Consider the following 26998-nt stretch of genomic DNA (forward strand, 5'->3'; position numbering starts at 1 on the left):
TGCTCACTAATTTCTAAATAGCTAGCAAAAGGCTCACCATTGGGATAATACAGCACCAATTGAGATGCTACTAACTCAAAGGTAATTCCTAAACGGGGACTCACCCAACCCAGCATCTGGGGGATGGGTTCTAGTTTTTTTCCTGAACGCAACCAGCCTTTTAGTTTGGCTCTGTTTGGATCATACAGATAGTACTCTTCTACTCCATGGGTCCGGTAAAACTTGAGTTTATCCTCTTCTAATTCCTTGATGGTGTTGGTTTCTGATGCTATTTCAAAGGTGACTTGGGGATTAAGGTTATCTTCAACCCAGGTCTTGTAAGAACGTCGATGCCCTTTCGGTCTACCGATAACTACCATCACATCGGGGGCTTGGTTGATTTTGGGTTCTCCTTGTTCTGGATACCACAACAAATCCCCAGCGATGAATACATTAGGGTCATCTTTGAAGTGGACTTCTAGGCCATACTTAATGGTGGTAATTAGTTCAAATTGAAGGGTATTGTCGGCCATGGGTTTCCCGTCACTTTCGGGATAGAAGATGTCATCGGTGGTGGGAGTAATTTGCTGAATCATAGGAAAAATTGTTTGGGTTAATGGGAGTCGGGATCCCCCCTAGCCCCCCTTAATAAGGGGGGAATGGAGTAGGGAACAGGAAAAATCCTGTCTACCTGATTACTAGGAGAATTGCTAGAGATTATAGGTTAAAATCCTCGGGATTTATCCCTTTGGCTTTTAATTGCTCTAGCAATGCTTTCATACGAATTCGTTCAAGCTCTAAAGCTTGCTCCGCTTGTTCTGCCCGTTGGCGTTCTTGTTCTTTTTCGAGCCTTTCGAGCTCTGCCTGTTGTTGAGCCATATCTCTTTGCTCACTAATTTCTAAATAGCTAGCAAAAGGCTCACCATTGGGATAATACAGCACCAATTGAGATGCTACTAACTCAAAGGTAATTCCTAAACGGGGACTCACCCAACCCAGCATCTGGGGGATGGGTTCTAGTTTTTTTCCTGAACGCAACCAGCCTTTTAGTTTGGCTCTGTTTGGATCATACAGATAGTACTCTTCTACTCCATGGGTCCGGTAAAACTTGAGTTTATCCTCTTCTAATTCCTTGATGGTGTTGGTTTCTGATGCTATTTCAAAGGTGACTTGGGGATTAAGGTTATCTTCAACCCAGGTCTTGTAAGAACGTCGATGCCCTTTCGGTCTACCGATAACTACCATCACATCGGGGGCTTGGTTGATTTTGGGTTCTCCTTGTACTGGATACCACAACAAATCCCCGGCAACGAATACATTGGGGTAATCTTTGAAGTGGACTTCCAGGCCATACTTAATGGTGGTAATTAGTTCAAATTGAAGGGTATTGTCGGCCATTGGTTTGCCGTCACTTTCGGGATAGAAGATGTCATCGGTGGTGGGAGTAATTTGCTGAATCATAGGATAAATTTTCACCAAATACTGGAAGCCTATTCTATCTTATCACACCCCATAAACAAACTACCATTTTAACAGATTTTTGGTGAAGCAAACGTGTTATAATTTAATTGGTGCTTGATCTTAGATTCAACAACTAAGGGATGTGTGATGTTTAATTATAGCAATCTCCCCAAGATTTTTACTTCAATCTCTTGGAAACTCTCTTTGGTACCTTTCTCTTCTGTTCTCTTGCTCCTTGGTGCTTGTCAGACTAGTCCAACAATCAACCAAACAGTTAACCGAGGTTTAGAAATTCGCTTTCTGGCAGGGAGTGACTTAAAAGATTTTTGCGATCGCGTAGCGTGACCTTCGGTCAATCGCGCTGCCACCAAACTCAATAACTCCCAGCCTAAACTAGAGGATGGTACTCCCTTTTATCTAACCTGCGATACTAAAGGAAGTGGGGATGTGGTGGAGGAAGTTCTTAATCTTACTAAACAATTGCAATCTGGTGCGATCGCTCCTGAAGACTCCCAATTTCCTACTTTAATTTCTGTCGATGGAGAAATTTACCAGAGTCAGCTGATCTTCCAGATTAATAAAATTTTTCCAGGACAGAACTATATCCCAGATTTAACTGAATCACCTCTGCTTGCTTACAGTCCGATGGTTTTTATGACCCAAGCTGATTTAGCCGGAAGTTTAGCAGCAGTGGACGATCTCTATGTTTCCTTGGTAGAGGCGAAAAATCACCAGGATCTAGACCCCAAGGCGGCTGCTTTACCAATAACCTACGTTCACACCGCCCCAACCCGTTCCAATTCTGGCTTGCAAACCCTAGTGGCTCAATTTGCTTCGGTTTCCGGTAAGCGTCCTGAAGAACTCACCATAGCTGATGTAAAAAAATACCAAGATCGGGTTCAGAAAATCCAAAACAAAATCACCCGTTACGGCAAATCTACGGGGTCTTTAGCGAAATCGATGGTGAACAACGGTCCCTTTTGGGCTTCTGTGGGCTCTGTCTACGAATCCTTAGTGATTTCTGCCAACAGTCAAGGTAATAATACGGTTAACTATCAAGCGGTTTATCCTTCTGCTACCTTTAGTTCCAACATTCGCGCCATCCTCCCCAATGCCCCATGGGTGAGTGACAAAGAAAAAGCAGCAGGGGAAAAAGTTATTGAATTCCTACGGCAACCAGAAACCCAAAAAATTGCGGTAGACTTGGGCTTACGTCCAGGGATTCCAGGGGGGCCCCTTGGCAGTAAGTTTTCCTCTGAATTTGGGGTACAAGCCAATCCTCAATACGATTCCTACCGTCCTCCTAAACCGGAAGTGGTAGAAGCGATGTTGCAAAGTTGGCAAAGCTACGCCAAAAAACCTTCCCAAGTTGCTTTAGTCGTAGATGTTTCCGGTTCTATGAGAGGTGAGAAACTCTCGGCTGTGCAGAATACGTTACTGAACTACGTGCAGAATATCGGTTCAAGGGAAAAGATAGCGATTATTCCTTTCAGTAATGAGATTAAGCAGCCCTTTATGGTGGAAGGCACACCCCAAGGAAAAGCTGAGGGGATAAAATTTATTGGTAGTCTGAAAGCTGGGGGAGGAACTCGATTATATGATAGTGCTCTTTTTGCTCGGAACTGGTTAAAACAAAATTTTAAAACAAACGCGATTAATGCGGTGTTGATTTTGACCGATGGTGATGATTCTGGCTCGGAAATTACTCTCGATAACCTCTCAAAACAATTACAAAGCAGTAACTTTGAAGCGGATGAAAGTATTGCTTTTTTCACCGTCGGTTACGGCAAACAAGGAGAATTTAGTCCTAAAGTATTGCAAACAATTGCTGAACTAAATGGGGGCTATTATCGTCAGGGCAATCCCGAAACGATTTCTAAGTTGATCGCAGATTTACAAGTTGAGTTTTAAGTCAATTATAGCAGTTATCAATTGGATGAAGTACAAATTACTTGGTTTTAGGGAGCAGGGAGCAGGGAGCAGGGAGCAGGAAAAAAAATTACATGTACCTCATTAGAATAGTTAACGCTATACAGTTTAAGTAAATTATCAGTCGCTGATTACCCATGAGGCAACCCATGTTAACGTTTGCAAATCCTCTTCATTATCCCCTAGCGGTCTTAGCAGGAGGTGTAGTCCATGCGATCGCAGTACGAGTTGCTCGACTTCCTAGCCCCATTGCTATACCCCTAGCAGGAGTGGTCACGGTGGCTGGTGCCACTGTTCTTAAGCAAAAGGAAAGTCAACGACCCCCGACCCTACAAAACCCTGCCTTGGAAAGGGAATTACAACAGGTACGACAACAGGCTCAACTGATTGCTCAGAAAGCAGAAAGCCTGCGCTCAGAATCGGAAAAACTTGCCCTTGCTACCACCGAAATGGAGCTACTTTCTACTATTCAATTCGCATGCGATCGCGTAGCGTGACCTTCGGTCAATCGCGCGTTAGAATTACCAGCCAAAATTGACCAATTCTCCCAACGTCTCCATGGTACCGACTCCCTGCTTTCAGTAACCGAGTTAAAGCAGCAGTTGCAGGAGGTAGAAGCGAAAAAAACTAAGAGTTCTGGAGTCGCTAGGCAACAATTACAGCAATTAGCGACCAGCTTGCAGCACAACATTACCCTGGCTCGACAAGGGGAAGATGCTAGACAAGCCCAGGTGATTGCTCTAGCTACTTTGATTACTGATACTGCGGGAGTTTTACAACAGTTGCAGAATCGCCTGCGGACAAGCAATTTAGAAGATGCCCAAACCGTGGAAGAATTGCGCTCCCTCAGTACCGAATTGGCAGGTTTTCAAGACAATATGGCTCTTTTCCTATCTTAACTTGATCAGAATTCATGGATAATAAAACAACTAAAACAATTACATCCCTGGGGATTATCGCTGTTTCCCTAGGCATTGCCTACGCTCCTTTACCAGGATTAAACCAAACCCTTTATGTGGTAAGTGGAACAGAATTGCAAGAACCCCTCGCTGTTCTGGAACAACGTTTTGAAGAAACCTATTCTAATATTAACATCGAATTTAAATTCCAAGGCTCCCAGGAATTAGTCAATCGCTATCTCGATGAAAAGAAGGATTTTAAACCCACAATTTTAATTCCAGCCAATGGGGTTTTGTTGAATGAATTGAGCGATCGCTGGCAAGCCCAAAACACTACTCCACCTTTTTATGATAACCCCCAACCCATTGCCAAAACCCTATTAGTAGGTATTGCTTGGCCAGAACGGGGAGAAGTTCTGTTTCCCGATGGTCGTTTTCAATGGTTAAAACTAGAAAATGCCATGAAAAAGCGCAATTGGCAGGAGATTGGCGGCAATCCTAACTGGGGTAGTTTTGACTTTGTGACTACCGATCCTAATCGTTCCAATAGCGGACAACTGACCTTAAGTCTTTGGACACAGAGTAATTCTGGGGGCGCAACCTTATCCCCAACTAATTTTAATAGCTCGGAAATTCAATCTCTGTTCGGTTTAGTAAAGCGGTCTGTCTATCAACCGCCACGCTCAACGGACACTCTATTGCAAGAGTTTATTGCTCGTGGCCCCAATGAGGCAGATGTTGCTACTGTATATGAAAGCATTGCCCTCTACCGTTGGGAACAAGCAGCCCAGACTCAAAGCAAGCCCGATCAGATTTATTATTTTAATCCCACCATTGAAACGGTTTCCACCGCAGCCATTGTGCGCAGAGATGTGAACTCGCAACAGGTAAAAGCAGCACGGAAATTCCTCCAATTCCTAACTGCTCCAGAACAACAAAAAACCTTTGTGCAATACGGTTTTCGTCCTGTGATTGGGGGTATTGATTTGCAATCTGTCTCCGGCAGTCCTTGGACAAAACGTATTCCCGGTGCAAAAACTGACCCTAATTTAAAAACTTTAGCACCACCAAATTCTGAAGTGATTGGGGAAATTCAACGGATGTGGAATCGGGTGGAGTAGGGAGTAGGGAGTAGGGAGTCGGGAGTCGGGAGTCGGCAGTCGGCAGTCGGCAGTCGTGAAACTCCCTTATTAAGGTGCTGCATCGCTGTTCCCTCTCCTCGGTTAACACCTGCATTCTAGTAATTAAATATAACCCGTTAAGCAATTGAACTAATCAACCCTAGGAGGAACAAAGATGAAACGTCTCTTACGTCGATTTCGGTCTATCGCTGAGTTTGCCCAATAGCAGCGTCCCCAGTATAACCTGCCAGTCGATTCATGAAAGCAAACCCGTGGGTGTTAAACTAGGCTGATGCCAACTAGCTCGTAATCTAACATCTGCAGCGATTACTATTTTTTTGGTTTTTCAATGATAGAATATACAACAAAAAATAATATCTAGGGAAAAAGAACAATGAAATCATTAAACGACTATAAAATTATTTTACGTCCCGATGACAATGGAACTTTTGTCGCCTATATTCCAGCCATTAAAGGATGTCATGCCTGGGGAGAAACTCCTGAAGCAGCCCTCTGTGAATTAAATCCTGTTTTTGAGATGATTCAAGAAGAATACCTCGAAGAAGGCAAAAATTTACCTGATGATGTCGAGGTAACAGTTTCTCATGCCAGCTAAAGCTAAAACCTTAGAAAAAGTTGCTAAACAATTAGGCTTTCATAAAGTTCGTCAAAAAGGAAGTCATGCCCGTTGGAAGCATCCGGATGGACGGTCAACCACTATTCCTGTTCATGGTAATGCTGAGATTGGAGGTTAGTTATTTCGAGAAATACTCAAGCAGTTAGGAATTAGTGAGAAGGAATTTGATCAACTAAAATAAGTGCGTTCGCGTAGCGTGGCCTACGGCCAATCGCTCTTTTATTGTGCGTTCGATTACACAAGATCTATCAAGACATTGTTACTATCGCTTTGGTAGAGCTAATCTAATAAAAACGACAGTGGACGACTCATATTCTGAGCAAAGCCAAGGAGCCCGCAATCCCGGTATTGGTAGAGTAATTTCCCCTGTGAATCGAATAAGAAAGTTCCCCCTCGCTGGGTCAGATAAGCCCCATTGGGCACATAAGTATTCCAGTGGCTTAAAACCTCTGTCATATTCCGCAGCCGCAGGGTTGCCAATTCAAAGGGTCTTTGAAAACCTTTGCCACCAGCCAGCCTGAAGAATGAGCCCTTGATAGGGGGAAGTGGTATACCTCGCACAACCTCCTCATCATCGAGCAACTGCGGAGCCTGACTATCGCCCCAATAGCCTCGAAATACTTCAGCTAGAGTGCCAGGACTACCAATACCCGCACACATCAGCAGCAGATTCAAGTAGGCATTTAGGGTTATTGAGAGCCCTGGTAGCTTGAGCGATAGTCCTGGATAAAGATTAAGCTGGTGGTGCAGCTGTGCATTGGCAGAGACAAACAACCAATCCCCAGGAAACCCCGTATAGTTACAGAATCGCTTACCAGAATCGCGATTGCCAATACCAACAGCTCGTATTACTATACCCTCGCCCTGTAACCTTTTTGCTTCCCGTTGCAGCCACCAAGCGTATTCGAGACTGTCGAAATCTCCAAGTTGGGGCCAGACAAGTACCAGCTGGCGGGTGGCTGACTCACAACCGCTCAGAAGTGGCAGGATGACTCCATCACTTACCCGCTGGCACTGGGTCTGATTTAAGATTGTGTAAGGATTCATTTTAAACCGGTTGTTTTAAGGGGAATGTTGTATTAAAAGTAAAGCACGTTTGGACATATTGATAAAAACTCAAATACGAGCCAGATAGCCTTCTTAATCTGTTGATAGATCGCCCAAATCGAATTTTTACAAAACAAGTCAGTACAACTTCGTCCACCATGACCCTGCGCGAGATTAAATCCCAACTTTTAGCCCTTAGTTTAACTGAAAAAGCTCAAGCGATTCAGCTACTTCAGGAAGCTAGCAACATCTGGACAGGCATTGAAAAAACACCTGGTGTTTGCGGGGGAGATGCCCGGATTGCCAACACTCGTATTCCTGTTTGGGTTCTCGTTCAAGCTCGTAATCTTGGCAGCAGTGAAGTTGATCTTCTGCAAAATTACCCTACCCTAAGTGCCAGCGATGTTGCCAATGCTTGGGTTTATGCTAATGCTCACCCCGAAGAAATTGACCAAGCAATCCAGGATAATGATGAGGCTTGAGCGATCGCTGCTCTCTATGCTGATCAACAATTTCCTTTGAAGACAACCCAACACCTCAGAAGTTTGACCCATGATGTCCTGGAAGGCAAAAATTTACCTGATGATGTCGAGGTAACAGTTTCTCATGCCAGCTAAAGCTAAAACCTTAGTGACTAAACTTTCTGAATCGGTCTTTGCTAAAATTTGGTATAATCCTGAAGATACCGAGTATTAAAACCTATAATTTTGGTAATCTTATTCAGTTTATGTGCTGTTTTACTTAACTGGAAAAAAGCGATTGATTAGTACAACAAAATTTGGTAATAAAGGAGAAGTTAACTCATCCTGATCAAATAAGGTAGCAACTAGAGTTAATTTTCCCTTGTCTCGGCGATATACCTCTACTTGCTTACGAAAACGATCGACAATCCAATATTCTTTTACCCCTTGAATTGAATATAACTTGACTTTAACTTCGCGGTCGCGTTTTTCGTTGTCAATACCTTTAGAAATTACTTCCACCACTAATTCAGGTGCTGCGGTCAGATGTCCGGCTTCATCTTCTATTTGAGCTAATCTTTCTTCGCTTACCCACACTACATCAGGAATCACATTATCGGCATCTGAGAAGATGATTCCGGGAGTAATAATAGTTTCACCATTACCTGTTGATTCTGACCAATTATTCAAATAACTAAAAATTCTGCCACAAATTTGTTGATGTCGTCGGTGAGGCGTTCGAGTCACAAATAATTCTCCTTCAATTATTTCGTATATTGTCCCTTCAGAGTGAGGCAATAGTTCTAAATCATCGATTCTCCAACTGACTCGTTCTATGGTTTCAGTCATATCAATTATCCTGATTTAATCTGTCTTAATTTTATCAATTTTGGCAGATAGGGATCCGTGTAGGAATTGTGATAATTTTTGATGCCATATTCCCTACTCCCGTCTTGATGCAAAGCGCGAGTGGGGGAAACCACGGCAGTCCCTCATGGGGGAGACCCCCAAGACCGCGCTGCCTCCCCAAGACCGCGCTGCATCGCTACTCCCTACTCCCTACTCCCTGTTCCCTATTCCCTGTTCCCTTTGCTAGATAAGCTAATCCCTCATCCTGAGGAGGAAAGTGTTGCGCCACCCTTAAGTCATTCATAACCTCATTCACCGCCTTAATCGCCTTCCACAGTTGACAACGTGTCGGTATGGTGGAGTTCATAGCTCGAACTGTTCTGGATCTATGCCCTTTGCTTTTAACTGCTCCAACAATGCTTGCAACGAAGCTTCTGCCTGTTCTGCTCGTTGTGATGCCTGTTGTTTTTCCAGCCTTTCAAGCTCCAAAGCTTCCTCTGCTTGCTCTAAAGCTTCCTCTGCTTGCTCTGCTCGTTGACGTTCTTGTTCTGCCTGTTGTTGAGCGAGATCTTTGAGCTCAATAATTTCCAAATACGTAGCAAAACGCTCACCATTGGGATAATACAGCACCAAGTCCGAGCCTACTAACTCAAACCTAATTCCTAAACGGGGACTAACCCAACCAAGCATCTGGGGGATTGGTTCTAACTTTTCTGCTGAACGCAACCAGCCTTTTAGTTTTGCTCTATTTGGATCATAGAGATAGTACTCTTCTACTCCATGGGTCCGGTAAAACTTGAGTTTATCGTCCTCTAATTCCTTGATGGTATTAGTTAATGAGGCAATTTCAAAGACCACCTGGGGATTAATGTTATCTTCAACCCAGGTTTTGTAGGAACGCCGATGCCCTTTCGGTCTACCCAAGACCACCATCACATCGGGGGCTTGGTTGATTTTGGGTTGTCCTTGTTCTGGATACCACAACAAATCCCCGGCAACAAACACATTGGGGTCATCCTTGAATAGGGCTTCCAGGCCATACTTAATGGTGGTAATTAGTTCAAATTGAAGGGTATTGTCCGCCAAGGGTTTGCCGTCACTTTCGGGATAGAAGATGTCATCGGTAGTGGGATGGAGCTGCTGAACCATAGGAAAAACCTTTACCAGAGCTGATAAGCCTATTTTATAGTAGTTCTCAATTGGGTCAGGTACATTTTTGATTTTAGGTAACAGCCAACAGCCAACAGGCAACAGGAAAAAAATCCTGTGTACCTCATTACTCTGAGAAACGCTATATTAACCCGAACTGACGTTATTTAGTGAGAGCATTCATTGCCAATAGACCTGTTGCAAAAGCCATTTTTAGCCCAGGAAATCTGTGGGATTCAGACCACTTTTGCAAAACGTCTAATCAGGGCATCTTCATTCAGGACTGGATGTTATTACGTGCTTTCTGCTTAATATCTGCAAAAGTGCTAGGGGAGAATTCACCCCGTTCAGCCGCTTCTATTCTCGGCTTGAGAAAGGCAGACAGTTGAGCCAGGGCTTCTTCGGAGCTTAGTTCTGGGTTGATGGGCACATCAGGCAGACAGCGTTCAAGCACATATTCCTTAATCGTTTTGCCGCTCAGGGCTGCGTTCGCTTTGAGCTTCTGATGCTGTTTTGGGGTGATCTCAATCGAAAGTCTAGCCATGGGAAATCCCTATGTTGTTCAACAACAAGAACATCTTAGGAAAATAAAAACATTTGTACAATAACAACTTTTGTTGCTTTTCCGTAGTCGGGAACAGGGAACAGGGAATAGGGAACAGGGAACAGTGGACAAGAATTGACGTAAACAGTATCAGAAAACGACTTTGGCAAGAGGTCCATTCGTGACCCTCGGTTTACCCATCTTATTTTGAAATGCCTACTGATACTAAGTTGCGGTCAAAGGTACAACTTTCTCTTCCGCCAATCTCTCCATCTCCCTATCTCCCTATCTCCCTATCTCCCTATCTCCCTATCTCCCCATCTCCCTATCTCCCTATCTCCCCATCTCCCTATCTCCCCATCTCCCTATCCAACTAATCTACTCTCTTTGAATGCAACTCGGTATGAATCTCAGATCAGGTAATCCCGGTAAGTGTGGTTACCGGAATTAGAAGCGGTTGCGATCGCGTCTACTAACCCCTCCAGGACTGTTGTCTGTACCCTCCAAAACAATGTGAAGCCTATAATTTTCTCCTTATTCTGCCAGCTTCCAAAATGAAACTTCGGGCAGTGACCGCCCGAAGTTTAACTTCTACCCCTGAAGTCTGAATCAGCATCCGGCAAGCCTTTGTCCACAATTGTGTCTCTTCATCTCAATTGTCGCACCAACAGGCGATCGCAATATCTGGAATTCCATTACTTGAAAAAAGCGCCCAGGCTAATCCCTTTGTCCACAAGCCTTTCAGCTAATTTTGCTGGCATCCTATAGCACCCTTTTGGGTTAAATAATACCTCAAGTTAAACGTTTTTATACAGCATTTGACTATAGCAGTAGACAGTTGCTGTATATAGTGTTATTCTTAAATAGAAGCACATCGAACAAGACTTATGCAACTAGAAGAAAATAAAGTGGAGTTAGGATTTTGTGAACCCCCGGTTCCTCAGATCATTTATATTCGCAACTCAGAGAACGGCAAATTTTTATGGTATTTCTGGGACGCTGATAACCAGCGGCCAATTCCCATATACAAAAAAGGGATTTGCTGCTACATCAAGAACATCGAAATAGTCAGCAAAAATTTTCATGATGAGGAGGTTTTGAAGCTTAGGATTCAAATATTAGCTGACAAATCCTATGCCATTCAATCTGGTATAAACAGTGTATTTAGTCGCTGCTTTTTGTTGGCCTTATCAGGGATGAAGCATGAGCAATTGCGATCGCCAGTTACTATTGCAGTTCGCGGCAATGATCCTAAAACTAGCAAAACTGGTGGTGCGACGGTTTTTGCTTCGATCTATGATTCTAATGACCAGTACTGTTTCTACGAATGGAATGGGTTGGTAAATACAATGGATTTAGCAACCCGTTGTCGAAGCATTATATTGGGGGAAACTTTGTCAGATAATTACCAGATAATTCCCGTAAGAAAGCTCAATGATTACAACGACTCTAAAAATGAAGCAAATCCAATACTGGATGTCGAATATGACACAGTACCAGAAAATTCTGTGACCCAAGGTTATGCTAAGCAAACAGAAACTGTTGATTGGAAAGAATTAATAAATCAAACTACAAAGGAATTGTCCCGACTAGGTTGGAGTACCGAGCAGGGCAAACAATGGTTAAAAAAAGCTTATGGTAAAACATCAAGGCAGTTGCTTACTCCAGAACAGTTAATTGATTTCCTGAAGAATCTTCAACAAATGCCAAGTCAAACTGAAATTGTATTTTGAAGGCACTAAAATATGAGAGCAGCAGCAAAAGGGTTTGCCCCAGTAAAAGTTGAAAAAGTAGTGAAGTATTTTGTTCGATCTATCAATCCCCTACTGATGGCAGTTCGACATTCTTAGGTATTATGCCTGCCGATGACATAATTTCCCAGTACATGTCGGTAGGCATTATTCCACCCACAACCAAATCAGTAAACATTCTCGCCGTATCAGAACTGATCGGCGATTTGATTAGGTTTGTGTTGACCTTGATACCACCGTTAGGTTCTTCTGAGGTCCATTGTGTCCAGCAGTTAATAATTCCCTTCACGGCAGACTCTTTGTCTCTGGCCATCTGGGTTAATTCAGATACGGTTTGAGCAGACCGTAGTTCTGCTTCGGTAGCAGTCATATGGCTGTTGCCACCAAAGAAAGCTAGCGATCGCTGCAACATCTGTTTCTCAATGTCAATAATTGCCTGACGTGTTGCTTCTATTGCCTTACCCGACGGCTCTCTGTAGAAAAAGTCACCATCTGGTGGCAAAGTAACAACCGTGTTGGGACCAATCACTAATCGGTCGGGAGCATCAAGCAATCCCTTCAGTACCGGTACAGGGACATTGCATTTGTATCTAACCTCCCGGTAATCAGACCATTCCTGGTAATGAGTAATATTGCTCAAGGCAAGGTCATGCAATGGTGGCAGTAACTCAAATGGGTTAAGTGTGCTTACCGGATAAAATATGGCAGGGATTTTATCCATCAGCTTGCCACTGGGCGATCGCAGCTCAAAGCTTTGCACTAATTCAACTGTGCCTAATCCTCCGCTCTCGCCAATCTCGTAAACTTCGCAACTCCCTGGCCGGAGCACCCAATACTGCTCTGTAGTTTCACTCATGAATTCAGTAACAGGTTTTTCTACATTTCGCCTGATTACAATCCATTCCAAAACATTGCCTACTATTGACCAGTTGATTACGTCTCTTCGGGAGATTAGACAAAGATATGGTCTATCGGAATTCGCTATTTCGTCAGCAGCTGAAAGAATATTTTCTTTTACCGGATACTCTACTAGAACCAGACACCAACCGTCGCACAAACCTTTCTTGTCGGCATTGGATAAGAAAGTAGTCAAGCTAGTATTTGCACAGTCAATATCCGCGATCGCATCTACAAAAGATTTTGGAGAATCACTGGTTATTTCATAATCTGTTAGCAGACCTGCAAATCCGTTTATAGCTTGACTGAAAAACCCAACCCATCTGCTCCTTAAAAGCCTTGCTTGATAAGCCGAAGGCGGCTCACCTTCGTTCCTTGGGAGATAGCGAGCCGCCTTCGACATATCAATTTTTGTTCCGTTAATCCAATTACTTATACCTGTGTAGCAATCTGCTACTTGCTCTAACAATGGAACAATATCAAAAAGTTTTCTATGGTGATAACTAGGCAATTTTGGGTCATCATATTTTTCTGCCCAATGTCTTACATAATCGCTTTTGAAATTATTTGAAGATAAAGGTACTATCACTTTCTTAAAAATTGCGCTAACGTCAATAATGATACATTAGCGCAATTTTTACACACAAGACGTTTCTTCTAGGTGTTGTCGTATTTTTTCTTTAGCTTGATCAAGAGAACTTAAAAGAGCATCATATGTTATCCCAAAATCATCGTTAAATTCACGCTGTGCATTCAAAATTATGTCAAGAGAAACTTTACGGTCTTTTTTACTACCATTCATAAGCATATGAAGGTACGAGGTTGAGGTACCAAGAGCTATAGCAGCTTTGGTCACACTATATTTTGGATCTTGTTTACACTTTCTCTCAAAAGCTGCTCTTATTTCTCTTGACGGATCTGATACGTCTGCTGATACTTCTAAAAAGATTTCCATTGAGCGCTATTGTCCATTACTGTTGTTATTTGAATAATAGCGCAAAGCAAAACTTGCGTCAACAGTACTTGACAACAGCAGTAGACGACTGCTATTATGAGTTTGTAGAGCAATGAACAAGCAAGCTTGTGACAGTCACACAAAAACACACAAATTCAATTTATCGTAATTTCATGACAACTGCGCTATCGCATCAGGATCGGGTTCTCATCGCAGCCGTACTTTCTTGGGACGATCCTAGTCATGAATACTGCCCTAGCCAAATCGAGACAATTTGTATCGTAAACGACATAGTTAACGTCAAAGTCGCTTTTGGTGTACATTTGCTGTCGATCCATACCTTTAAGTCGATCTTGCGCTCAATAAAAAGCAAGATCAATGACGTGCTGGAATCTGATGTTGAAGTAGATGAGCCTGATCAGCCTGATCAGCCTAAGGAGTCTGATTGTATAGGCGTTCGCGAACCATCGGCTACGCTGAATCGCGAATGGATAAAATTTGCTAATTCTCATTCGATAGAAGTGGGCAAAATTTCTGTCAAGAACACTTATCGTGTTTCCCTAAACGGTGTGCGCCTTGGAGTTTTAGCTTTTGATGGAATTTCCTGGCAAGTGATATTGCCAGATTCTGCTGAGTTTTTACGTTTTCCAGGTGCATATCAAGCAATCTCATTTTTTGTCGATCTAGCGAATGACAAAAAAAATTCTTTCTAAGAAGAAAATATTAAGAAGGAAGGCGACAGCTTAGATTTGTCGCCTTCCTCTGGTAGAATTCAACAAAACCACTAGTTGAAACCCACCATGACACATTATCACATTAAAAGTAACTTATTACGCGCTTCAAGAACAGTCGCTTATCACAACATTTTTGGTGTAATTACCGGCGGTTGTGCATTAACGGGTTTATTTTTAAGTCAATTGTTTTACTGGAGCGAAAAAGCAGCGGATCAAAATGGCTGGTTTTACAAAACTGGCAAATCATGGACTCAGGAAATCCAGCTGAAGCGATCGCAGCAGGATAAAGCAAAAAAGACATTAGTAAAACTTGGAATAATCGAAAAAAAGACATGTGGTATGCCTTGCCGCACTTATTATCGATTAAATAGTGAAGTTTTAGAGGAATTAATTTCTAAACATCTTGATGAGTGTGGAACAGAGGCAGAACCGGAGCTGGAGCAAGAGCCAAAACCGGAGCTAGAGATACAGGTAATAGAGCCAGAATCGGAGCCGGAGCCAGAACCGGAACCAGAGCCAGAACCGGAGCCAAAGCCAAAGCCAAAACCGCAGGTAGAGATACAGGTAATAGAGCCAGAATCGGAGCCGGAGCCAGAACCGGAACCAGAGCCAGAACCGGAGCCAAAGCCAAAGCCAAAACCGCAGGTAGAGATACAGGTAACAGAACTGGAGCCGGAAGCAGAATCGGAGCCAGAGCCAAAGCCAAAACCGGAGGTAGAGATACAGGTAACAGAGCTAGAACCGGAGCCAGAACCGGAGCCAGAACCGGAGCCAGAGCTAGCCTTGGTTTCAGCAGATATGATACGGGAACCGGAATCGATTCTAGATGTAGTGGTAGAACCGGAAACTAGTAATACGAATTCACCAGTATTAGATACTGAAAAAATTACCAAAAACAAGTGGAATAAAGAACTAGAAGAACGTGTATTAGCCATTTACTTAGCTGAAAAGCCAAGTAAATGGATAGAACATCGAAAACTGTCGAAAAAATTAAAGCGTCAATTAACAGGACTTTCAATGGAAGCGATCGCTTCTGCTTTAATATACGTCAGAGAACAGAATGGTGACTTTTGGAGAAGCAAGTCATTTTCGTTTACTAATTTGGCTTCAAACGACAAAATTAGTGAATACGCTGAAAAACACAATCATCTAATGAAAGTCGATATTGAATATCGACTTCGAGCAGAAGGACTTGCGTACTCAAAAGATAGCGATCGCAAAATCACAAAAAAAGTAGTCGATAAAGATGGAAATGAATTGTCACCTTTTTCTATAGAGATGGCAACAGCTTATGCTACAGACCCATTCTTGCGATTAATGATTGACCAATAAAAAACGAAGCAGTAAAAAATGAATTACCAAAAACTTTCAGAGGAAGCGTTTGTTCAGGGACTTCAGTACTTTGAAGACAACGGATGGCGTCCTTTATCGGGGAGGATTAAAGCGCTGTGGTACGAATTTCTTGCTCCTCAGCTTAACGACAAACAATTTGCTGCTGCTATTAAATTTGCAGTGCTCAATTGTGATTTTCGCCCAACGGCAGTAAAGCTACTGGAATTTGCCTCAATGGGCTTGGAGGTTCGAGCCGCTCAGGAATGGCAATCTATTCTTGATGCCGTAAGCAGAGCAAAAAATCCTATCGTCAGCGATCGCGCTTTGTTTGCTTTGTCTGCCATTGGGGGAGTTGAAAACATTGGCATGGCGGATAAACATATGGTTGTGCAGCTAGAAAGTAAATTTTGCAAACTATATCTACAGTCTTACGCCATTAGTCATGCTTCCATAGCACCACAATCGACCAACCAGATCATGGGAGCTATTGAAAGATGAAGCTGGAAAACAGCCGCTACGCGAACGCACAACTTGGATCGTTGAAACCTCATCTAGCAAACCCCGAAACGGAGGCGCTTGTCATAGGTGGGATACTGCTTGGTAATGGCGGCTTAGATCGGGTTTTAGAAGAAGCTAAAGGTTTTTGCACAGAAGTTTTCACCATTGACATCTATCAGGAGATATATCGGGCTGCGATCGCAGTTTATAAATCTTCTGAGCCAGTTGACTTGATGAGTATTTCGGAATGGTTCCGAGATCATGAACTTTTAGATAAAATCGGTGGCTATTCAACTTTAACTGATTTAGTTGGGGTCACCGTAAGTAACGCTAATATTGACAGGCAGGCAAAATTATTGCTGAAAAAGTATAAAATGCGTTGTCTTGTCAATATTGGATACCAGATGGTTGATTCAGATCCATCTCTAACTTACGAAGAGTCGCTTCACCAAGCAATCAACAAACTTCGTCAGCTAGAGATGGATATAGAAGATAAGTCCTTTCATAATGCTGAAGAGATGTCACTTTCCTTGTGGAATTGTATCACACAGGGAAAGCTAAAGGGTGAAAAATTAGGCAATGAATGGATCGACTTTGATAATATGACTGGAGGTATTTTCAAGCCTTCTTTAGGTATTTTGATGGCAGCCTCCAGTATGGGAAAGACGTCATGGATGGTGTCCATGACCGATGCGGCGCTATCCAAAGGTTATTCAGTATTATTTGTTTCTTGTGAAATGTCAATGGAGCAAATTAATATCAGATTACTTTCGCGAATGACTGGGATAGATTCTTTCCGAATAGTACGTGGACAAGATTTCGATGGAATTCAACGCTCCGAATGGACTATAACTTCTGACAAGACAGTAGAAATTGCAGAAGCAAAATGGAGCGTTCTTGATCATAGCTCACCAACCATCGCTGAAATAGAAAGTGCAATAAAAAAAACGATTACACTATACGGCCACATAGATATTGTCTTTGTCGATTATATTCAGATGGTACGTTTAGATGATTCTAAAAAAGACCGTCAACGATCGCGGGAACTGGAGCAAATTTCCCGTGAGTTAAGACACTTAGCTAATACTTACAAATGTTTTGTACTGGTAGCAAGCCAGCTTCCAAAAGAGGTGGGCGATCGCGTAAATAAACGTCCTAGAATTACAGACACTTACGAATCCTCCGGGATAATTCATTCAGCAGACTTAGTTTGTGGACTTTATCGACAAGCTCATTATGCAGAAAAAGAACAAGACAAATATGACCCAATCCTAGAAGTTATTGTCTTAAAAAACAAGAACGGAATGTGTGGAACTGTTTACCAAGAGGTTGATTTGTCAATCTGCACAATCCATCGCGTTGATCAGGAAAATCCAACCCGTCGAATTTAACAATGCTAGGAATTACTATTAATCAACCATTTGGTAGTAGGTTACAAAATGGCAAAGAAAAAACAACAAGCAGTAATTTTGTTCTCTGGCGGGGGCGGTGTCGAGGCAGGCATGGTGGAAGCTGGTATTGAGCCATTGATCGCCGTTGAATTCGACAAGAAGAGACCAGAGTTATCGGCTGCAATCGCCGTAGCCCACGAAGCCAACTTCCCCCGGTGTAAAGTCATCCGCAAGACGGTAGAAGAAGTAGCCGGATCAGATATGTCCGAGTTTCCTGCTTCTCCGGACATATTGTGGGCGTCACCAGTATGTTCAAATTTTTCGATAGCCAAAATATCAGCAGAAGAGACGGAGGACGATATCAAGTCGGCGATCGCTGTCTGCCAAATTATCGACAAGTTGAGACCACGGCAGTTTTATCTTGAGAATGTGCCAAGATACTCAACTGCCAAAAGCTTTGAATTGATTAACCAGAAGCTCCTAGATCTTGGCTATTCAGTCGATTGGTCAGTGGTTGATGTATCAGATTATGGCATTCCTCAATCGCGAAAAAGGTTGATACTTCGATCTTCATCAAAGGGAACCCCCAGGAAACTTCCCCGCAATATCAAGTGCAGTGGATGGTTTGAGGCCATCAAAGATCTACTGCCAACATTACCGGAATCTGAAATACTCCCAGGCCAAAGTCTTGCCATACAAGAGTACTTAGCTGAAAATCCCAAATTAGAGCATTTACTGGTGGGCAGGACTGGGAGAATAGCTTATCGGGTGATTCCAGCTGATCTACCGTCGTTTACAGTATTGCGATCGCTGTTCACTGACACCAAAGGTAATAACAGGAACCGTTTTGCTGATGTTTGGTGTCCCGATGGCAGTTTTAAACAATTGACCATGGAATGCATCCGCCGCCTACAGACTTTCCCTGATTGGTATCAGTTCCCTGATTCAGTTGCTGTTTCAGGAAGCATCATGGGGTATTCTGTACCCCCGCTGTTTGTCAAGAGATTGTTCGACAAAGACAATCACTCATTTTCCGTTCAAACTTCTTCTGGGAATAATGAACACTACACTCCACAGAAAGTAATCAATGCTGCGATCGCTACTCTTGGTGTGATTGACCTTGACCCTTGTTCCAATCCTGGTGTCCCTAATGTGCCAGCTTCGGCTCATTTCACCAAAGAGATGGATGGCCTTTCTCGCCCATGGTACGGGAGAGTCTACATGAACCCTCCTTACTCCTGTACCAAAAAATGGGTCAAGAAATTAATTCATGAGCATAACTGTGGTCATATCCACAGCGCGATCGCCTTGCTCAAAGCTACTCCTGACACCGAGTGGTACCAACTGATGGACAGATACCCGTCTTGTCACTGGAACGGACGACTAAGTTTCCTAAATCCTGACAATAATGGCAGTGTTGCTCCATTTGCTAGTGCAGTTTTCTACATCGGAAAAGACTTCCTGCGCTTCTACTACGTCTTCTCTGAATACGGTCGAGTTAAATTTGGTCAATCTTTGACTAACAGGCTTGTATCCCTGGCTCCACCAGGATTTGACTTTTCTTAAATAAGACTTGACATAAGTAGACAACTGCGATAGACTAAAGATGTAGACAAAAACGATCGCGTTAAAATAAAAAACGGTTACGCGATCGTTTAAACCCAATAAAAAAATCAGTAATTTGCTGACTCAGTCTAAATTTTTGCACAAAATAGAACCACGAAAACCTAATAATTGATATTTTTTGGGACAGTCCATTTTTCGGAAAGAGACAGTCCCAAAAAACACAAAAGAGACAGCAAAAGAGACAGTGGTTTGCACAAGTCAACTTATACGTATGTCTCTTTTGTGCGATCGCGGTCAAAATGAGACACTTTGGCGGCTGGCAAGGGAAATAAGAAAGGCAGGCATCCTATTTAAGCGTATTTGATGCTCTTAAGAGCCTTGCGATTAGCCGAAGGCCACGCTAGTGTCTCATTTGTTTTTGCAAGTATTTCCTAACAGGAGGTGATTTTTGTAAAAAATATAACTCAGTACAGTGTCTCATCCACTGTCTCCCCAACTGTCCCATCCGACACAACGCCTGATGTTATACTGTCTCATTCCAAAACCTTCTGTGAGGATTACAAAACTCACAAAAGGTTAACCAGAGAAGAGTGGAGTCTTGTTCTAAAAATAAACAAGAAAACCCTTCAAAGATGGGAAGAAAACATAATCATGAAAGTCCCGACATTAGCTTTTATTTACTGTCAAAATTTTAATAAAAAGAAAAAGCAGGGACTAGATGACTACCAGCGCTATATATTGATTATCATATTAGCGCTTAAAAAAACACAAAAACTCACAAACGAACAAGTCCGACAATTTTTAGCTAATAATTGGCTCAAGCTTACTAGGGAAAACTTCAACAAACAGGAGAAGAAATAATGGTAGAGTTTTACGACAAAGAAACGACATACAAAAAACTAATGAATGCGGGCTGCCCAAAGGAGATGATTCCCTTGGTGCTAGAGGAAAAGGGTTTAAAGCCAGATCAGGAAAAATATGACAAAAGCATCATTGATAATTGTCAAGACGTGCTTGAGGCACTCGGTATTGCGGCAGAGGAACAGTTAGCATTACCAGGGAACGAGAATCCCAGCGAATGCGATCGCAGCCGTGAGATAGTCCAGCAAACCACAGCGATCGCTCAGAGCCTTCTGACAGATACCGAGGTAGCAGGTTTTTCCCCAGATTTTCTGATGACCGCTGCTCAAGCTATCATTGCTTCGAGGGTCAACTTAGCGCGAGCACTCAGTTCTGTTGGGCAGCAAGCATTCACCCAAGAATTAGCTGCAAACAATACCCAGTTTGGCAACCAGCTTCTGAACGCCCTCATCCAGTCCAATACTGGGATCGGCAACGTATTTAATTCCACTGTCCAGAACGCTTTGATTGGCGACATGGTTAGCCAAATGCCTCAAAACAATTTGGAGCAGACCATGGACGCGATCGCCATCAACCAGGAAACAATGGAACTGAACCGTGCAGCTGAAGGGAAAGCCTCTGCGAAATCCACTCAGACCACAATTGATGTTGAAGTTAACGTAACCAGCTTTTTGCAAAAGCAGCAACAGCGAAGGAAGGGATTACTGTGATCCGCCTTCTATTGGAATTAGCCGCATGGACCAGTACTATACTGCTAATTCATTACCTATGCATTTGACAGTCACACAAGAGAGAAAAAAATGAATTTACTCCTAGAATGCGCCGAAAATTACGAACTAACGCGGGATGATTATTATTTAGGTTGTTGTGCCATTCAAATAGGGCTATATTATCCCGATCAACTAGATTTAGCGATCGCGAAAATGGACGCACTCCAGCGGATTGAAATTATTGACTCCCTGGCTAACGAACACGACATATTCCTCGACGGCGACATGACCCTATTAATTTTGGATAAGGAGGAGTTGTCAACCCTGGTTGAGCGATCGCGCCAAGCTTACCCTAACTACGAGATGTATTTGTTGTTTGACTACGAAAAAGTCGATGGAGAATGGTTAATTAGCAGCGCCCTCTACTGGAAACCTTTGATTGGAGCACCAATTTTCTTAGACGATTCGGACTTTCCCACTCAAGCATATTGGGACGATGCATCTAATTTTATTGATGACTTTGAGATGACCCTTCGATGCTATCCCAACGAAGAGAGCTTTTCTTCTGGCCAGCACTTTGAGCACGAAGAGGAAATTTATTTTAGTCCTTTTGAGCTAAAACAATTCTCTGCCTATCAATTGCTCGCAGCTGCGTAAAATAATTTAACTATTAGCCCAGAGTTTGCAAATAAACTCTGGGCTAATATATAGGAGGAATTTATGGCCAGAAAAAAAGATAAATACAAGCCAGGACTATATGTCGGTGTCTTTGGAGCTTTGTCAGCGGCTTTTGTTTACTCCACTGATATGCCTGACTTCTTGGTAGATGCGGAAAAGGTAAAAAAGGCGAGGAGCGATGCAGCAATCGCGAAAACAAGAGCTGAAAGCGACAGAAAAATTGCGGAGGCTGCTATTAATAATCAAGTTTTTCAGCCAAAGAAAATCATACTTGAAGGATACTACTTTCACCCCAAAAAACCACCAGTAAAAAAGTGGCATGAAATTGCCGGAAAATGGAATTTCGTTATCATTGGCGATGCCATGCGTTACTGTGTGGGATATGTTGAAGAAGGCGCATTTTTCTTCCGGGCAAGCGATACGAACGCTGAAACAGTATGCACAACAGGTCAAAAACCAACATACGAAGGAGGTAAGTGAGATGGCAAGAATGGGAAGTGGAGCAGGTGGAAACGCTTCAAATGGTGAAAAATACATTCAGGATGATTTTGAAAAATTACCAACGGAAAAGAGCAAACTTTACCGTGTTATCGACACCATTATTGACGGCTTTGTGAAAGTCATTGCGATCGCTACCTACTCGGTTGGGCGACTAATCGAAAATTTTGTTGGCCATCAGCACCACGGTATACGAATCATCGGATTTTGTTGCTTAGCTTTCGGTCTAATCGTGTCAGCCGATGGCTTTTTTCAATCTTGGGGTGGCAGACCTCTTGTGCCTTTCTTTGAAAACGATTGGATAGGAGGTTGGGGAATATTTCGCCTCGTTTTTCCTATCCCCAAAATGCAATTTGTCCTTCCTTGCCTGACAGCACTGGGTGTTCAATATTTTCAATCATTCATAATTCGTGGCGCATCTCCTTCTGTAGCCCTTGCTCAATATAAAAAGTTTGCCAATTTTACCAAGCCAACAGTCTCGGAAAATGCGACAAAATTACCCAAAGCCTTAGCCAAAGATGTTGACAATGCGGGCATGTCTCAGCGCTTTTTTTTGCTAGCGATCGCTGGTGGGTCGTATGCTTTGGAATTTCACTCTGTCTTTACTGCTCGACCATGCTGGGGGCTGCCTCCAGGGATGTTTATAACTATTTTTATGTACAATATGTTAGTCATTTTTGCCGCTGAGGCTGGTCATAATATTTGGCTCAAGGCCAATGAGATAATCTAATCACCTAGTTCACCAAAAAAAAGCACCTGAATCTCGCAGGTGCTTTTTTTTGATAGATAGGCTATACTGTAGTGGACGAATGCAGTAGCCACACAAAAGAGAGAAAAAATAATGTCAGAGATTGTATTAGCAGACGATTATGACTTGACTGAGTTTCCTCATCCATCCCTACTCATCAACGGGGATATAGATGTTTGGATTCGTCGCAGAGCACAAATGCTGGTTGAAAAAAGCCAAAAATCCCAAGTTTCCTGTGAAGCCAGCAAATCTTTGTCAACCGCTGTGATTGCCGCAGGGGTATTCATGTCAGCCAACCCATTGTCAATCATCCCGATCGCCCTAGGGGGAATGGGATACATAATGACTGTTTTTGCCGAACGGATGGATACGGGTCAATTCCGCTTAATCCCAATGATCGGGGGACTATACGAGTTACTAGAAATTGCTGGTCAGATTCCGGAAGAAGAAAAAATCCCTCAATTTTTCAAAGAGATTGCTTATCTCAGCCCAGCCGAAAAGTCAGAAATCATTATGCTGACTTACAAATTCAACGAAATCAGCAAAATAATGAGAATAGTGGGCGGAGAAGTACGATTTGACATTTATCGGCACGCTTGCGCTGTATTTCATGCCGCTGAAAGAATTATTTCAAATGAAGAAGTGACAATCTATTTGGAAACAATTTCTGAGTCAAGCAGGGAGTGTTTGCCACAAAAAAAACCGGAAAATCAATTGCTCATGTCTTCTGGGAACCTTTCACTTCGACCTGAGAAGCCGATTCCTGTTCGCGAAGCGTCGGCTATGCCGAAACGTGAACAACAATTACCTGTAAACCAAGAGCAAAGCGATCATAAAGAAAAAACTGTATTATCAGCATTACTAAAAAACCCTTATCTCGCCAGATTCGTGTGTGGGGCACAGAGGTCTGGGAAAACATATCTGGTGGCGATCGTTACTAAGATGATGGCAGCTAAGGGAACCAAAATTTACCACATTAATCTTGCCAGCTTTGGTGATGAAGATTCACACTACTGGAACCATTGCACTCGTTCGATAAGTACAGATATTTCCAAGATGGATGCCAGTGATGCTGGGGTGGCTATTAATGAAGCCAGGTCTATTGTGGCAGAATTCATCCAAGAATTCAACGCCATTCTGGTTTTCGATGAATGGGTTTTTGCAGGCAGCAAAAATAACATGCACCTCAAAGCCCTGGCTCCATTAGTAAAAATGACAGCAAGTGTAACAGATACTCTAACCTCTTCAGGAATCAAGAGAAATCAAGGTGTTTTCCTGATTGCTCCGTTCTTTGTAGCAGGTGGGGTGTCAGAGGACACCAAGGTAGCTAAACATTGTTCATTAATGTTGCCAGCGATCGCTCCTGGGAAAGCTGTTGACTGGAATGGGAATGCAGTCACATTTAGTGAAGAGTTAGTAACTCAGTTGAAGCAGAATTTCCCGGTTTACATGCCGGAAGGGTTTTACGAAAGCGATCGCATCTGCTTTATTAACGGAAGCTGGATGGAGATGGCTGAAATGCCTGCTCTTGATAGTTTTCCTTCTGTTAAAAAAAAACAAAAACAGTCAGAGGATGATCCATTAGTCGCCATGACTGAAGCATTGCGCCAGACCAAACACACCACCCTCTGGGAATTTGTAACTCAAGATTTAACAGTTGATAAAAAACAGATTAAGCCGACATTAACTGCGATCGCAGAGATGATTTTCGACGACGAATTAGTCGATTTATCTGAGAAATTTCAATTGGAGTCCCCATATGATGTCCGTTATTCCTATGCTAAACATAGACAGAAACTTGCTCAATCCCATCAATTGACTGGCGGTATGTGTTCTTGTTGTCTGGAAAACAATTCTGAAGAAGTACACCACACCTCCTACCAGGGGGGAAATGACAAACCGGGAGTAAACATGTTTCCTGTCTGCAAGAGCTGTCATTATGAGTTTTGTCATAATGATGACAACTGGATCAAGAAATACATCTGGGATTCAACCAATACCAAGGAATGGAAAGCCAAGCTATCCGCAGGCTTTAAAATGTTTCAAAGACGCTAAAAATTATATATTAGATGTGAACGCAGTGTGTTGTAGGATTGGCTTCCGTAAGGTAATGTTGTTTACATCTCGAATGGATTCAATATCCAACAAAAGATCGATTCTGGGACGGAATCGATCTTTTCGGTAGATAAAAAGATGACAATTAATTTACCAATGAACATTATACGCCTACACCCAAATATGATTGAAGCAGTCAGAGGTCATTCTGATATTGTTGATGTCATCTCTGAGCATGTGGTTATGCGAAAACGTGGAAAGGAGTATATCGGTCTGTGCCCTTTTCATGATGAAAAGACCCCTAGCTTCACTGTCAGTCCCTCAAAACAGTTATATTATTGCTTCGGCTGTCAAACTGGAGGCGATTCTATAAAATTTTTGATGGAGATTGGGAAACAATCCTTCTGTGATGTGGTGCTGGATTTAGCACAGCGTTATCAGGTACCAGTCCAGACCCTTCAGCCAGAACAACAGCAGGAACTGGAACGGAAGCTTTCTCTACAAGAGCAACTCTACGAGATCATGGCCCTAGCCACAGCTTTCTACCAACATGCTCTTAAACAGCCACAAGGGCAAGGCGCGCTGGAATATTTGCGATCGCAAAGGGGTCTAAGGCAAGAAACCATCATTCATTTTCAACTAGGGTACGCTCCCGCTAGCTGGCAGAGTATCTACCACTACCTGGTAGAACACAAACATAAACCAGTTGAACTGGTCGAACAAGCAGGACTGATTAAGCCGAAGAAAGGTGGTGGGTATTATGACTACTTTCGCGATCGCATCATGATTCCCATTCACGACCCCTATGGCAGAGTGATTGCCTTTGGAGGTCGGAGCTTGGGGAATGAGCAGCCTAAATACCTTAATTCCCCAGAGACCCCCCTCTTTGACAAAGGTAAAACCCTTTTTGGCCTCGATAAAGCTAATACCTTCATTACCAAGCAAGACCAGGCTGTAGTAGTTGAGGGGTATTTTGACGCGATCGCACTCCATACTGCCGGAATTCGTAATGTCGTGGCCTGCCTTGGTACCGCTCTTACTATTGCCCAAGTCCGCCAATTATCTCGCTATACCGAATCCAAGGGAATTGTCCTTAATTTTGATAGCGATTCTGCCGGTAACACTGCCATTCAAAAAGCCATCGGGCAGCTTGCGATCGCTGCTGCTAATGACCTTGTTCAAATAAAAGTCCTCAACCTTCCTGGCAACAAAGATGCTGACGAATTTCTTAACTCAGATCCCGATGGTACTAAGTACCGAGAGTTGTTACTCAATGCTCCTTCCTGGATAGATTGGCAGATTGAGCAGGAACTGAGCAACAAAGATCTTAACCAATCCGATCAGTTTCAACAAATAGCTTTTATTATGACTAAATTGCTCAGGCAAATAAGTCATAATAAGAGTCAGTTAGGTTATTATATTAATCACTTTGCTCAGATTCTCAGCCAAGGACAAAAGCAATTAGTTCCTCTTTATATTGAAAACTTTAAGTCAGAACTCACAAAATCCTTTAAACAAACTAAACAAACTGTCGTTAACAAACAACAAAGTCTTTTAGAAAGATCTGAGGCTTTGTTGTTGCGTATTTATTTGCACTGCCCTGAACACCGACACACAATCATGAATAGTCTGGCCGATCGCGATCTATTTTTCAGTATTCCTCATCATCATTTTCTGTGGCAACAAATCATCAAATTACTTGAGACTGTTGCTCTTGACTCTGAAGACCTGATCTATTTAGTTCAAGAGTGTAGCTTACATTTTCCTGATAAAAAGTATCAATTTAGTTATCTATTTTATCTTGACGAAATCTTTAAAGAGCATATCCCGCGAGTCTTAATATTGATACAAGCAGCAATAGCTTGTATGGAAATATCTGTGTTAGAAAAGCGTCGTAATTACTGCTTAGAACAACTAAACAGCTCTAGTCAGGAGCACAAAAAATTCTATTGGCAAGAATTTCAGAGTACTAATCACAGACTCGTTGAACTGCAAAAACTCCGTAATTTGACGTCTTTGAATGAATCATAATTGCTGTAATCCACTGCTAATGAATTAGCATTTAACACGTGTTGTAAATGGTTTTTATTCAAAAAATACCGAAATACTTCATCAGGGTTTGCTCCAGCATTTACCTGGAAAGTAGTAGCTCTTTTATTGATTGAATTGAACTCAACCTCAAAGATTGTTTGAGGTGTCAAAAAATACAAAAATGGCGTGTAAATCCATGTATATCCATCATGCAAGG

At 42.6% G+C, this 26998-nt stretch carries 32 protein-coding genes and 1 pseudogene; 24 read left to right on the forward strand and 9 right to left on the reverse strand.

Annotated elements, in window-relative coordinates; all coding sequences use genetic code 11:
* Both F6K51_RS18650 and F6K51_RS18655 read right to left on the reverse strand, forming a co-directional pair.
* A partial coding sequence (locus tag F6K51_RS18650; protein ID WP_293022708.1) for a Uma2 family endonuclease occupies positions 1-575 on the reverse strand: 575 nt, incomplete at its 3' end.
* Between the two features lie 121 nt (positions 576-696).
* On the reverse strand, positions 697-1440 hold the full coding sequence (locus tag F6K51_RS18655; RefSeq protein ID WP_293022712.1) for a Uma2 family endonuclease: 744 nt from the start codon (positions 1438-1440) through the stop codon (positions 697-699).
* Positions 1441-1587: 147 nt separating this feature from the next.
* Between F6K51_RS18655 and F6K51_RS18660 the strand changes: the two genes are divergently transcribed.
* From F6K51_RS18660 to F6K51_RS18695, 8 genes and pseudogenes are all read left to right on the forward strand, one after another.
* On the forward strand, positions 1588-1785 hold the full coding sequence (locus F6K51_RS18660; protein ID WP_293022715.1) for a hypothetical protein: 198 nt from the start codon (positions 1588-1590) through the stop codon (positions 1783-1785).
* A gap of 72 nt (positions 1786-1857) precedes the next feature.
* Positions 1858-2667, forward strand: a pseudogene (locus tag F6K51_RS18665) (extracellular solute-binding protein); the annotation flags it as partial.
* Positions 2668-2766: 99 nt separating this feature from the next.
* Positions 2767-3351 (forward strand): vWA domain-containing protein, encoded by a 585-nt coding sequence (locus tag F6K51_RS18670; protein WP_293022800.1) that lies wholly within the window; start codon positions 2767-2769, stop codon positions 3349-3351.
* Between the two features lie 167 nt (positions 3352-3518).
* The gene (locus F6K51_RS18675) at positions 3519-3866 is read left to right on the forward strand and encodes a hypothetical protein (RefSeq protein WP_293022718.1); all 348 of its coding nucleotides are present in this window, start codon (positions 3519-3521) and stop codon (positions 3864-3866) included.
* A 105-nt stretch (positions 3867-3971) separates the two neighbouring features.
* Positions 3972-4268: a hypothetical protein gene (locus F6K51_RS18680; protein WP_293022721.1), complete on the forward strand. Its 297-nt coding sequence runs from the start codon at positions 3972-3974 to the stop codon at positions 4266-4268.
* Positions 4269-4282: 14 nt separating this feature from the next.
* Entirely contained in the window at positions 4283-5389 is a 1107-nt protein-coding gene (locus F6K51_RS18685) for a substrate-binding domain-containing protein (protein ID WP_293022724.1), read from the forward strand.
* 394 nt (positions 5390-5783) lie between these two features.
* Complete coding sequence (locus F6K51_RS18690; RefSeq protein ID WP_293022727.1) at positions 5784-6005, forward strand: type II toxin-antitoxin system HicB family antitoxin; 222 nt, start codon at positions 5784-5786, stop codon at positions 6003-6005.
* Positions 5995-6144: a type II toxin-antitoxin system HicA family toxin gene (locus F6K51_RS18695; protein WP_293022730.1), complete on the forward strand. Its 150-nt coding sequence runs from the start codon at positions 5995-5997 to the stop codon at positions 6142-6144. The genes F6K51_RS18690 and F6K51_RS18695 overlap by 11 nt, the downstream gene beginning before the upstream one ends.
* Positions 6145-6305: 161 nt before the next feature.
* Here F6K51_RS18695 and F6K51_RS18700 read toward each other — a convergent pair whose 3' ends face one another.
* A complete protein-coding gene (locus F6K51_RS18700) occupies positions 6306-7073 on the reverse strand; it encodes a peroxiredoxin-like family protein (protein ID WP_293022732.1) in 768 nt (255 codons plus the stop codon).
* A gap of 158 nt (positions 7074-7231) precedes the next feature.
* On the opposite strand from F6K51_RS18700, the gene F6K51_RS18705 reads away from it, so the two are divergent.
* Complete coding sequence (locus F6K51_RS18705; protein ID WP_293022734.1) at positions 7232-7555, forward strand: DUF433 domain-containing protein; 324 nt, start codon at positions 7232-7234, stop codon at positions 7553-7555.
* Between the two features lie 255 nt (positions 7556-7810).
* Here F6K51_RS18705 and F6K51_RS18710 read toward each other — a convergent pair whose 3' ends face one another.
* Positions 7811-8383 carry a Uma2 family endonuclease gene (locus F6K51_RS18710; protein WP_293022737.1) on the reverse strand — a complete coding sequence of 191 codons (573 nt, stop codon included), beginning with the start codon at positions 8381-8383 and terminating at the stop codon, positions 7811-7813.
* Positions 8384-8503: 120 nt separating this feature from the next.
* Between F6K51_RS18710 and F6K51_RS18715 the strand changes: the two genes are divergently transcribed.
* Positions 8504-8689 carry a hypothetical protein gene (locus tag F6K51_RS18715; protein WP_293022740.1) on the forward strand — a complete coding sequence of 62 codons (186 nt, stop codon included), beginning with the start codon at positions 8504-8506 and terminating at the stop codon, positions 8687-8689.
* A 57-nt stretch (positions 8690-8746) separates the two neighbouring features.
* Here the strand turns inward: F6K51_RS18715 and F6K51_RS18720 are convergent, their stop codons facing one another.
* The 3 genes from F6K51_RS18720 to F6K51_RS18730 all read right to left on the reverse strand — a co-directional run bounded on the left by F6K51_RS18720 (position 8747) and on the right by F6K51_RS18730 (position 10255).
* Positions 8747-9532, reverse strand: a complete 786-nt coding sequence (locus tag F6K51_RS18720) for a Uma2 family endonuclease (protein ID WP_293022743.1) — start codon at positions 9530-9532, stop codon at positions 8747-8749.
* Between the two features lie 277 nt (positions 9533-9809).
* A complete protein-coding gene (locus F6K51_RS18725; RefSeq protein WP_293022746.1) occupies positions 9810-10076 on the reverse strand; it encodes an antitoxin in 267 nt (88 codons plus the stop codon).
* Positions 10077-10111: 35 nt separating this feature from the next.
* Positions 10112-10255 (reverse strand): hypothetical protein, encoded by a 144-nt coding sequence (locus F6K51_RS18730; RefSeq protein ID WP_293022748.1) that lies wholly within the window; start codon positions 10253-10255, stop codon positions 10112-10114.
* Between the two features lie 33 nt (positions 10256-10288).
* Between F6K51_RS18730 and F6K51_RS18735 the strand changes: the two genes are divergently transcribed.
* Both F6K51_RS18735 and F6K51_RS18740 read left to right on the forward strand, forming a co-directional pair.
* Positions 10289-10453 carry a hypothetical protein gene (locus tag F6K51_RS18735; RefSeq protein ID WP_293022750.1) on the forward strand — a complete coding sequence of 55 codons (165 nt, stop codon included), beginning with the start codon at positions 10289-10291 and terminating at the stop codon, positions 10451-10453.
* Positions 10454-10963: 510 nt separating this feature from the next.
* Entirely contained in the window at positions 10964-11809 is an 846-nt protein-coding gene (locus tag F6K51_RS18740; RefSeq protein WP_293022753.1) for a hypothetical protein, read from the forward strand.
* Between the two features lie 82 nt (positions 11810-11891).
* Here F6K51_RS18740 and F6K51_RS18745 read toward each other — a convergent pair whose 3' ends face one another.
* Together F6K51_RS18745 and F6K51_RS18750 are read right to left on the reverse strand one after the other, a co-directional pair.
* On the reverse strand, positions 11892-13313 hold the full coding sequence (locus tag F6K51_RS18745) for a DUF4055 domain-containing protein (RefSeq protein WP_293022755.1): 1422 nt from the start codon (positions 13311-13313) through the stop codon (positions 11892-11894).
* Between the two features lie 48 nt (positions 13314-13361).
* Positions 13362-13679, reverse strand: a complete 318-nt coding sequence (locus tag F6K51_RS18750) for a hypothetical protein (protein ID WP_293022758.1) — start codon at positions 13677-13679, stop codon at positions 13362-13364.
* Between the two features lie 173 nt (positions 13680-13852).
* Here F6K51_RS18750 and F6K51_RS18755 point away from each other — a divergent pair, with 173 nt between their 5' ends.
* The 12 genes from F6K51_RS18755 to dnaG all read left to right on the forward strand — a co-directional run bounded on the left by F6K51_RS18755 (position 13853) and on the right by dnaG (position 26781).
* Entirely contained in the window at positions 13853-14392 is a 540-nt protein-coding gene (locus F6K51_RS18755) for a hypothetical protein (RefSeq protein WP_293022761.1), read from the forward strand.
* An 87-nt stretch (positions 14393-14479) separates the two neighbouring features.
* Entirely contained in the window at positions 14480-15745 is a 1266-nt protein-coding gene (locus F6K51_RS18760; protein WP_293022763.1) for a hypothetical protein, read from the forward strand.
* An 18-nt stretch (positions 15746-15763) separates the two neighbouring features.
* Complete coding sequence (locus F6K51_RS18765; protein WP_293022766.1) at positions 15764-16243, forward strand: hypothetical protein; 480 nt, start codon at positions 15764-15766, stop codon at positions 16241-16243.
* A complete protein-coding gene (locus F6K51_RS18770) occupies positions 16240-17634 on the forward strand; it encodes a DnaB-like helicase C-terminal domain-containing protein (RefSeq protein WP_293022769.1) in 1395 nt (464 codons plus the stop codon). The genes F6K51_RS18765 and F6K51_RS18770 overlap by 4 nt, the downstream gene beginning before the upstream one ends.
* A 48-nt stretch (positions 17635-17682) precedes the next feature.
* A complete protein-coding gene (locus F6K51_RS18775; RefSeq protein WP_293022772.1) occupies positions 17683-19200 on the forward strand; it encodes a DNA N-6-adenine-methyltransferase in 1518 nt (505 codons plus the stop codon).
* Between the two features lie 441 nt (positions 19201-19641).
* Positions 19642-20061 carry a hypothetical protein gene (locus F6K51_RS18780; RefSeq protein ID WP_293022776.1) on the forward strand — a complete coding sequence of 140 codons (420 nt, stop codon included), beginning with the start codon at positions 19642-19644 and terminating at the stop codon, positions 20059-20061.
* Entirely contained in the window at positions 20061-20771 is a 711-nt protein-coding gene (locus F6K51_RS18785) for a hypothetical protein (protein ID WP_293022778.1), read from the forward strand. The genes F6K51_RS18780 and F6K51_RS18785 overlap by 1 nt, the downstream gene beginning before the upstream one ends.
* A gap of 90 nt (positions 20772-20861) precedes the next feature.
* Positions 20862-21428 (forward strand): hypothetical protein, encoded by a 567-nt coding sequence (locus F6K51_RS18790; RefSeq protein ID WP_293022780.1) that lies wholly within the window; start codon positions 20862-20864, stop codon positions 21426-21428.
* A gap of 63 nt (positions 21429-21491) precedes the next feature.
* Positions 21492-21929, forward strand: a complete 438-nt coding sequence (locus tag F6K51_RS18795; protein ID WP_293022783.1) for a hypothetical protein — start codon at positions 21492-21494, stop codon at positions 21927-21929.
* A gap of 1 nt (position 21930) precedes the next feature.
* Positions 21931-22677 (forward strand): hypothetical protein, encoded by a 747-nt coding sequence (locus F6K51_RS18800; protein WP_293022786.1) that lies wholly within the window; start codon positions 21931-21933, stop codon positions 22675-22677.
* A 111-nt stretch (positions 22678-22788) separates the two neighbouring features.
* The gene (locus F6K51_RS18805) at positions 22789-24750 is read left to right on the forward strand and encodes an HNH endonuclease signature motif containing protein (protein WP_293022788.1); all 1962 of its coding nucleotides are present in this window, start codon (positions 22789-22791) and stop codon (positions 24748-24750) included.
* 156 nt (positions 24751-24906) lie between these two features.
* Positions 24907-26781 (forward strand): DNA primase, encoded by a 1875-nt coding sequence (gene dnaG / locus F6K51_RS18810; RefSeq protein WP_293022790.1) that lies wholly within the window; start codon positions 24907-24909, stop codon positions 26779-26781.
* Positions 26782-26998: the final 217 nt, after the last annotated feature.

Origin of the sequence: Moorena sp. SIO3I8 (assembly GCF_010692325.1) — a bacterium.
Classification (GTDB): domain Bacteria; phylum Cyanobacteriota; class Cyanobacteriia; order Cyanobacteriales; family Coleofasciculaceae; genus Moorena.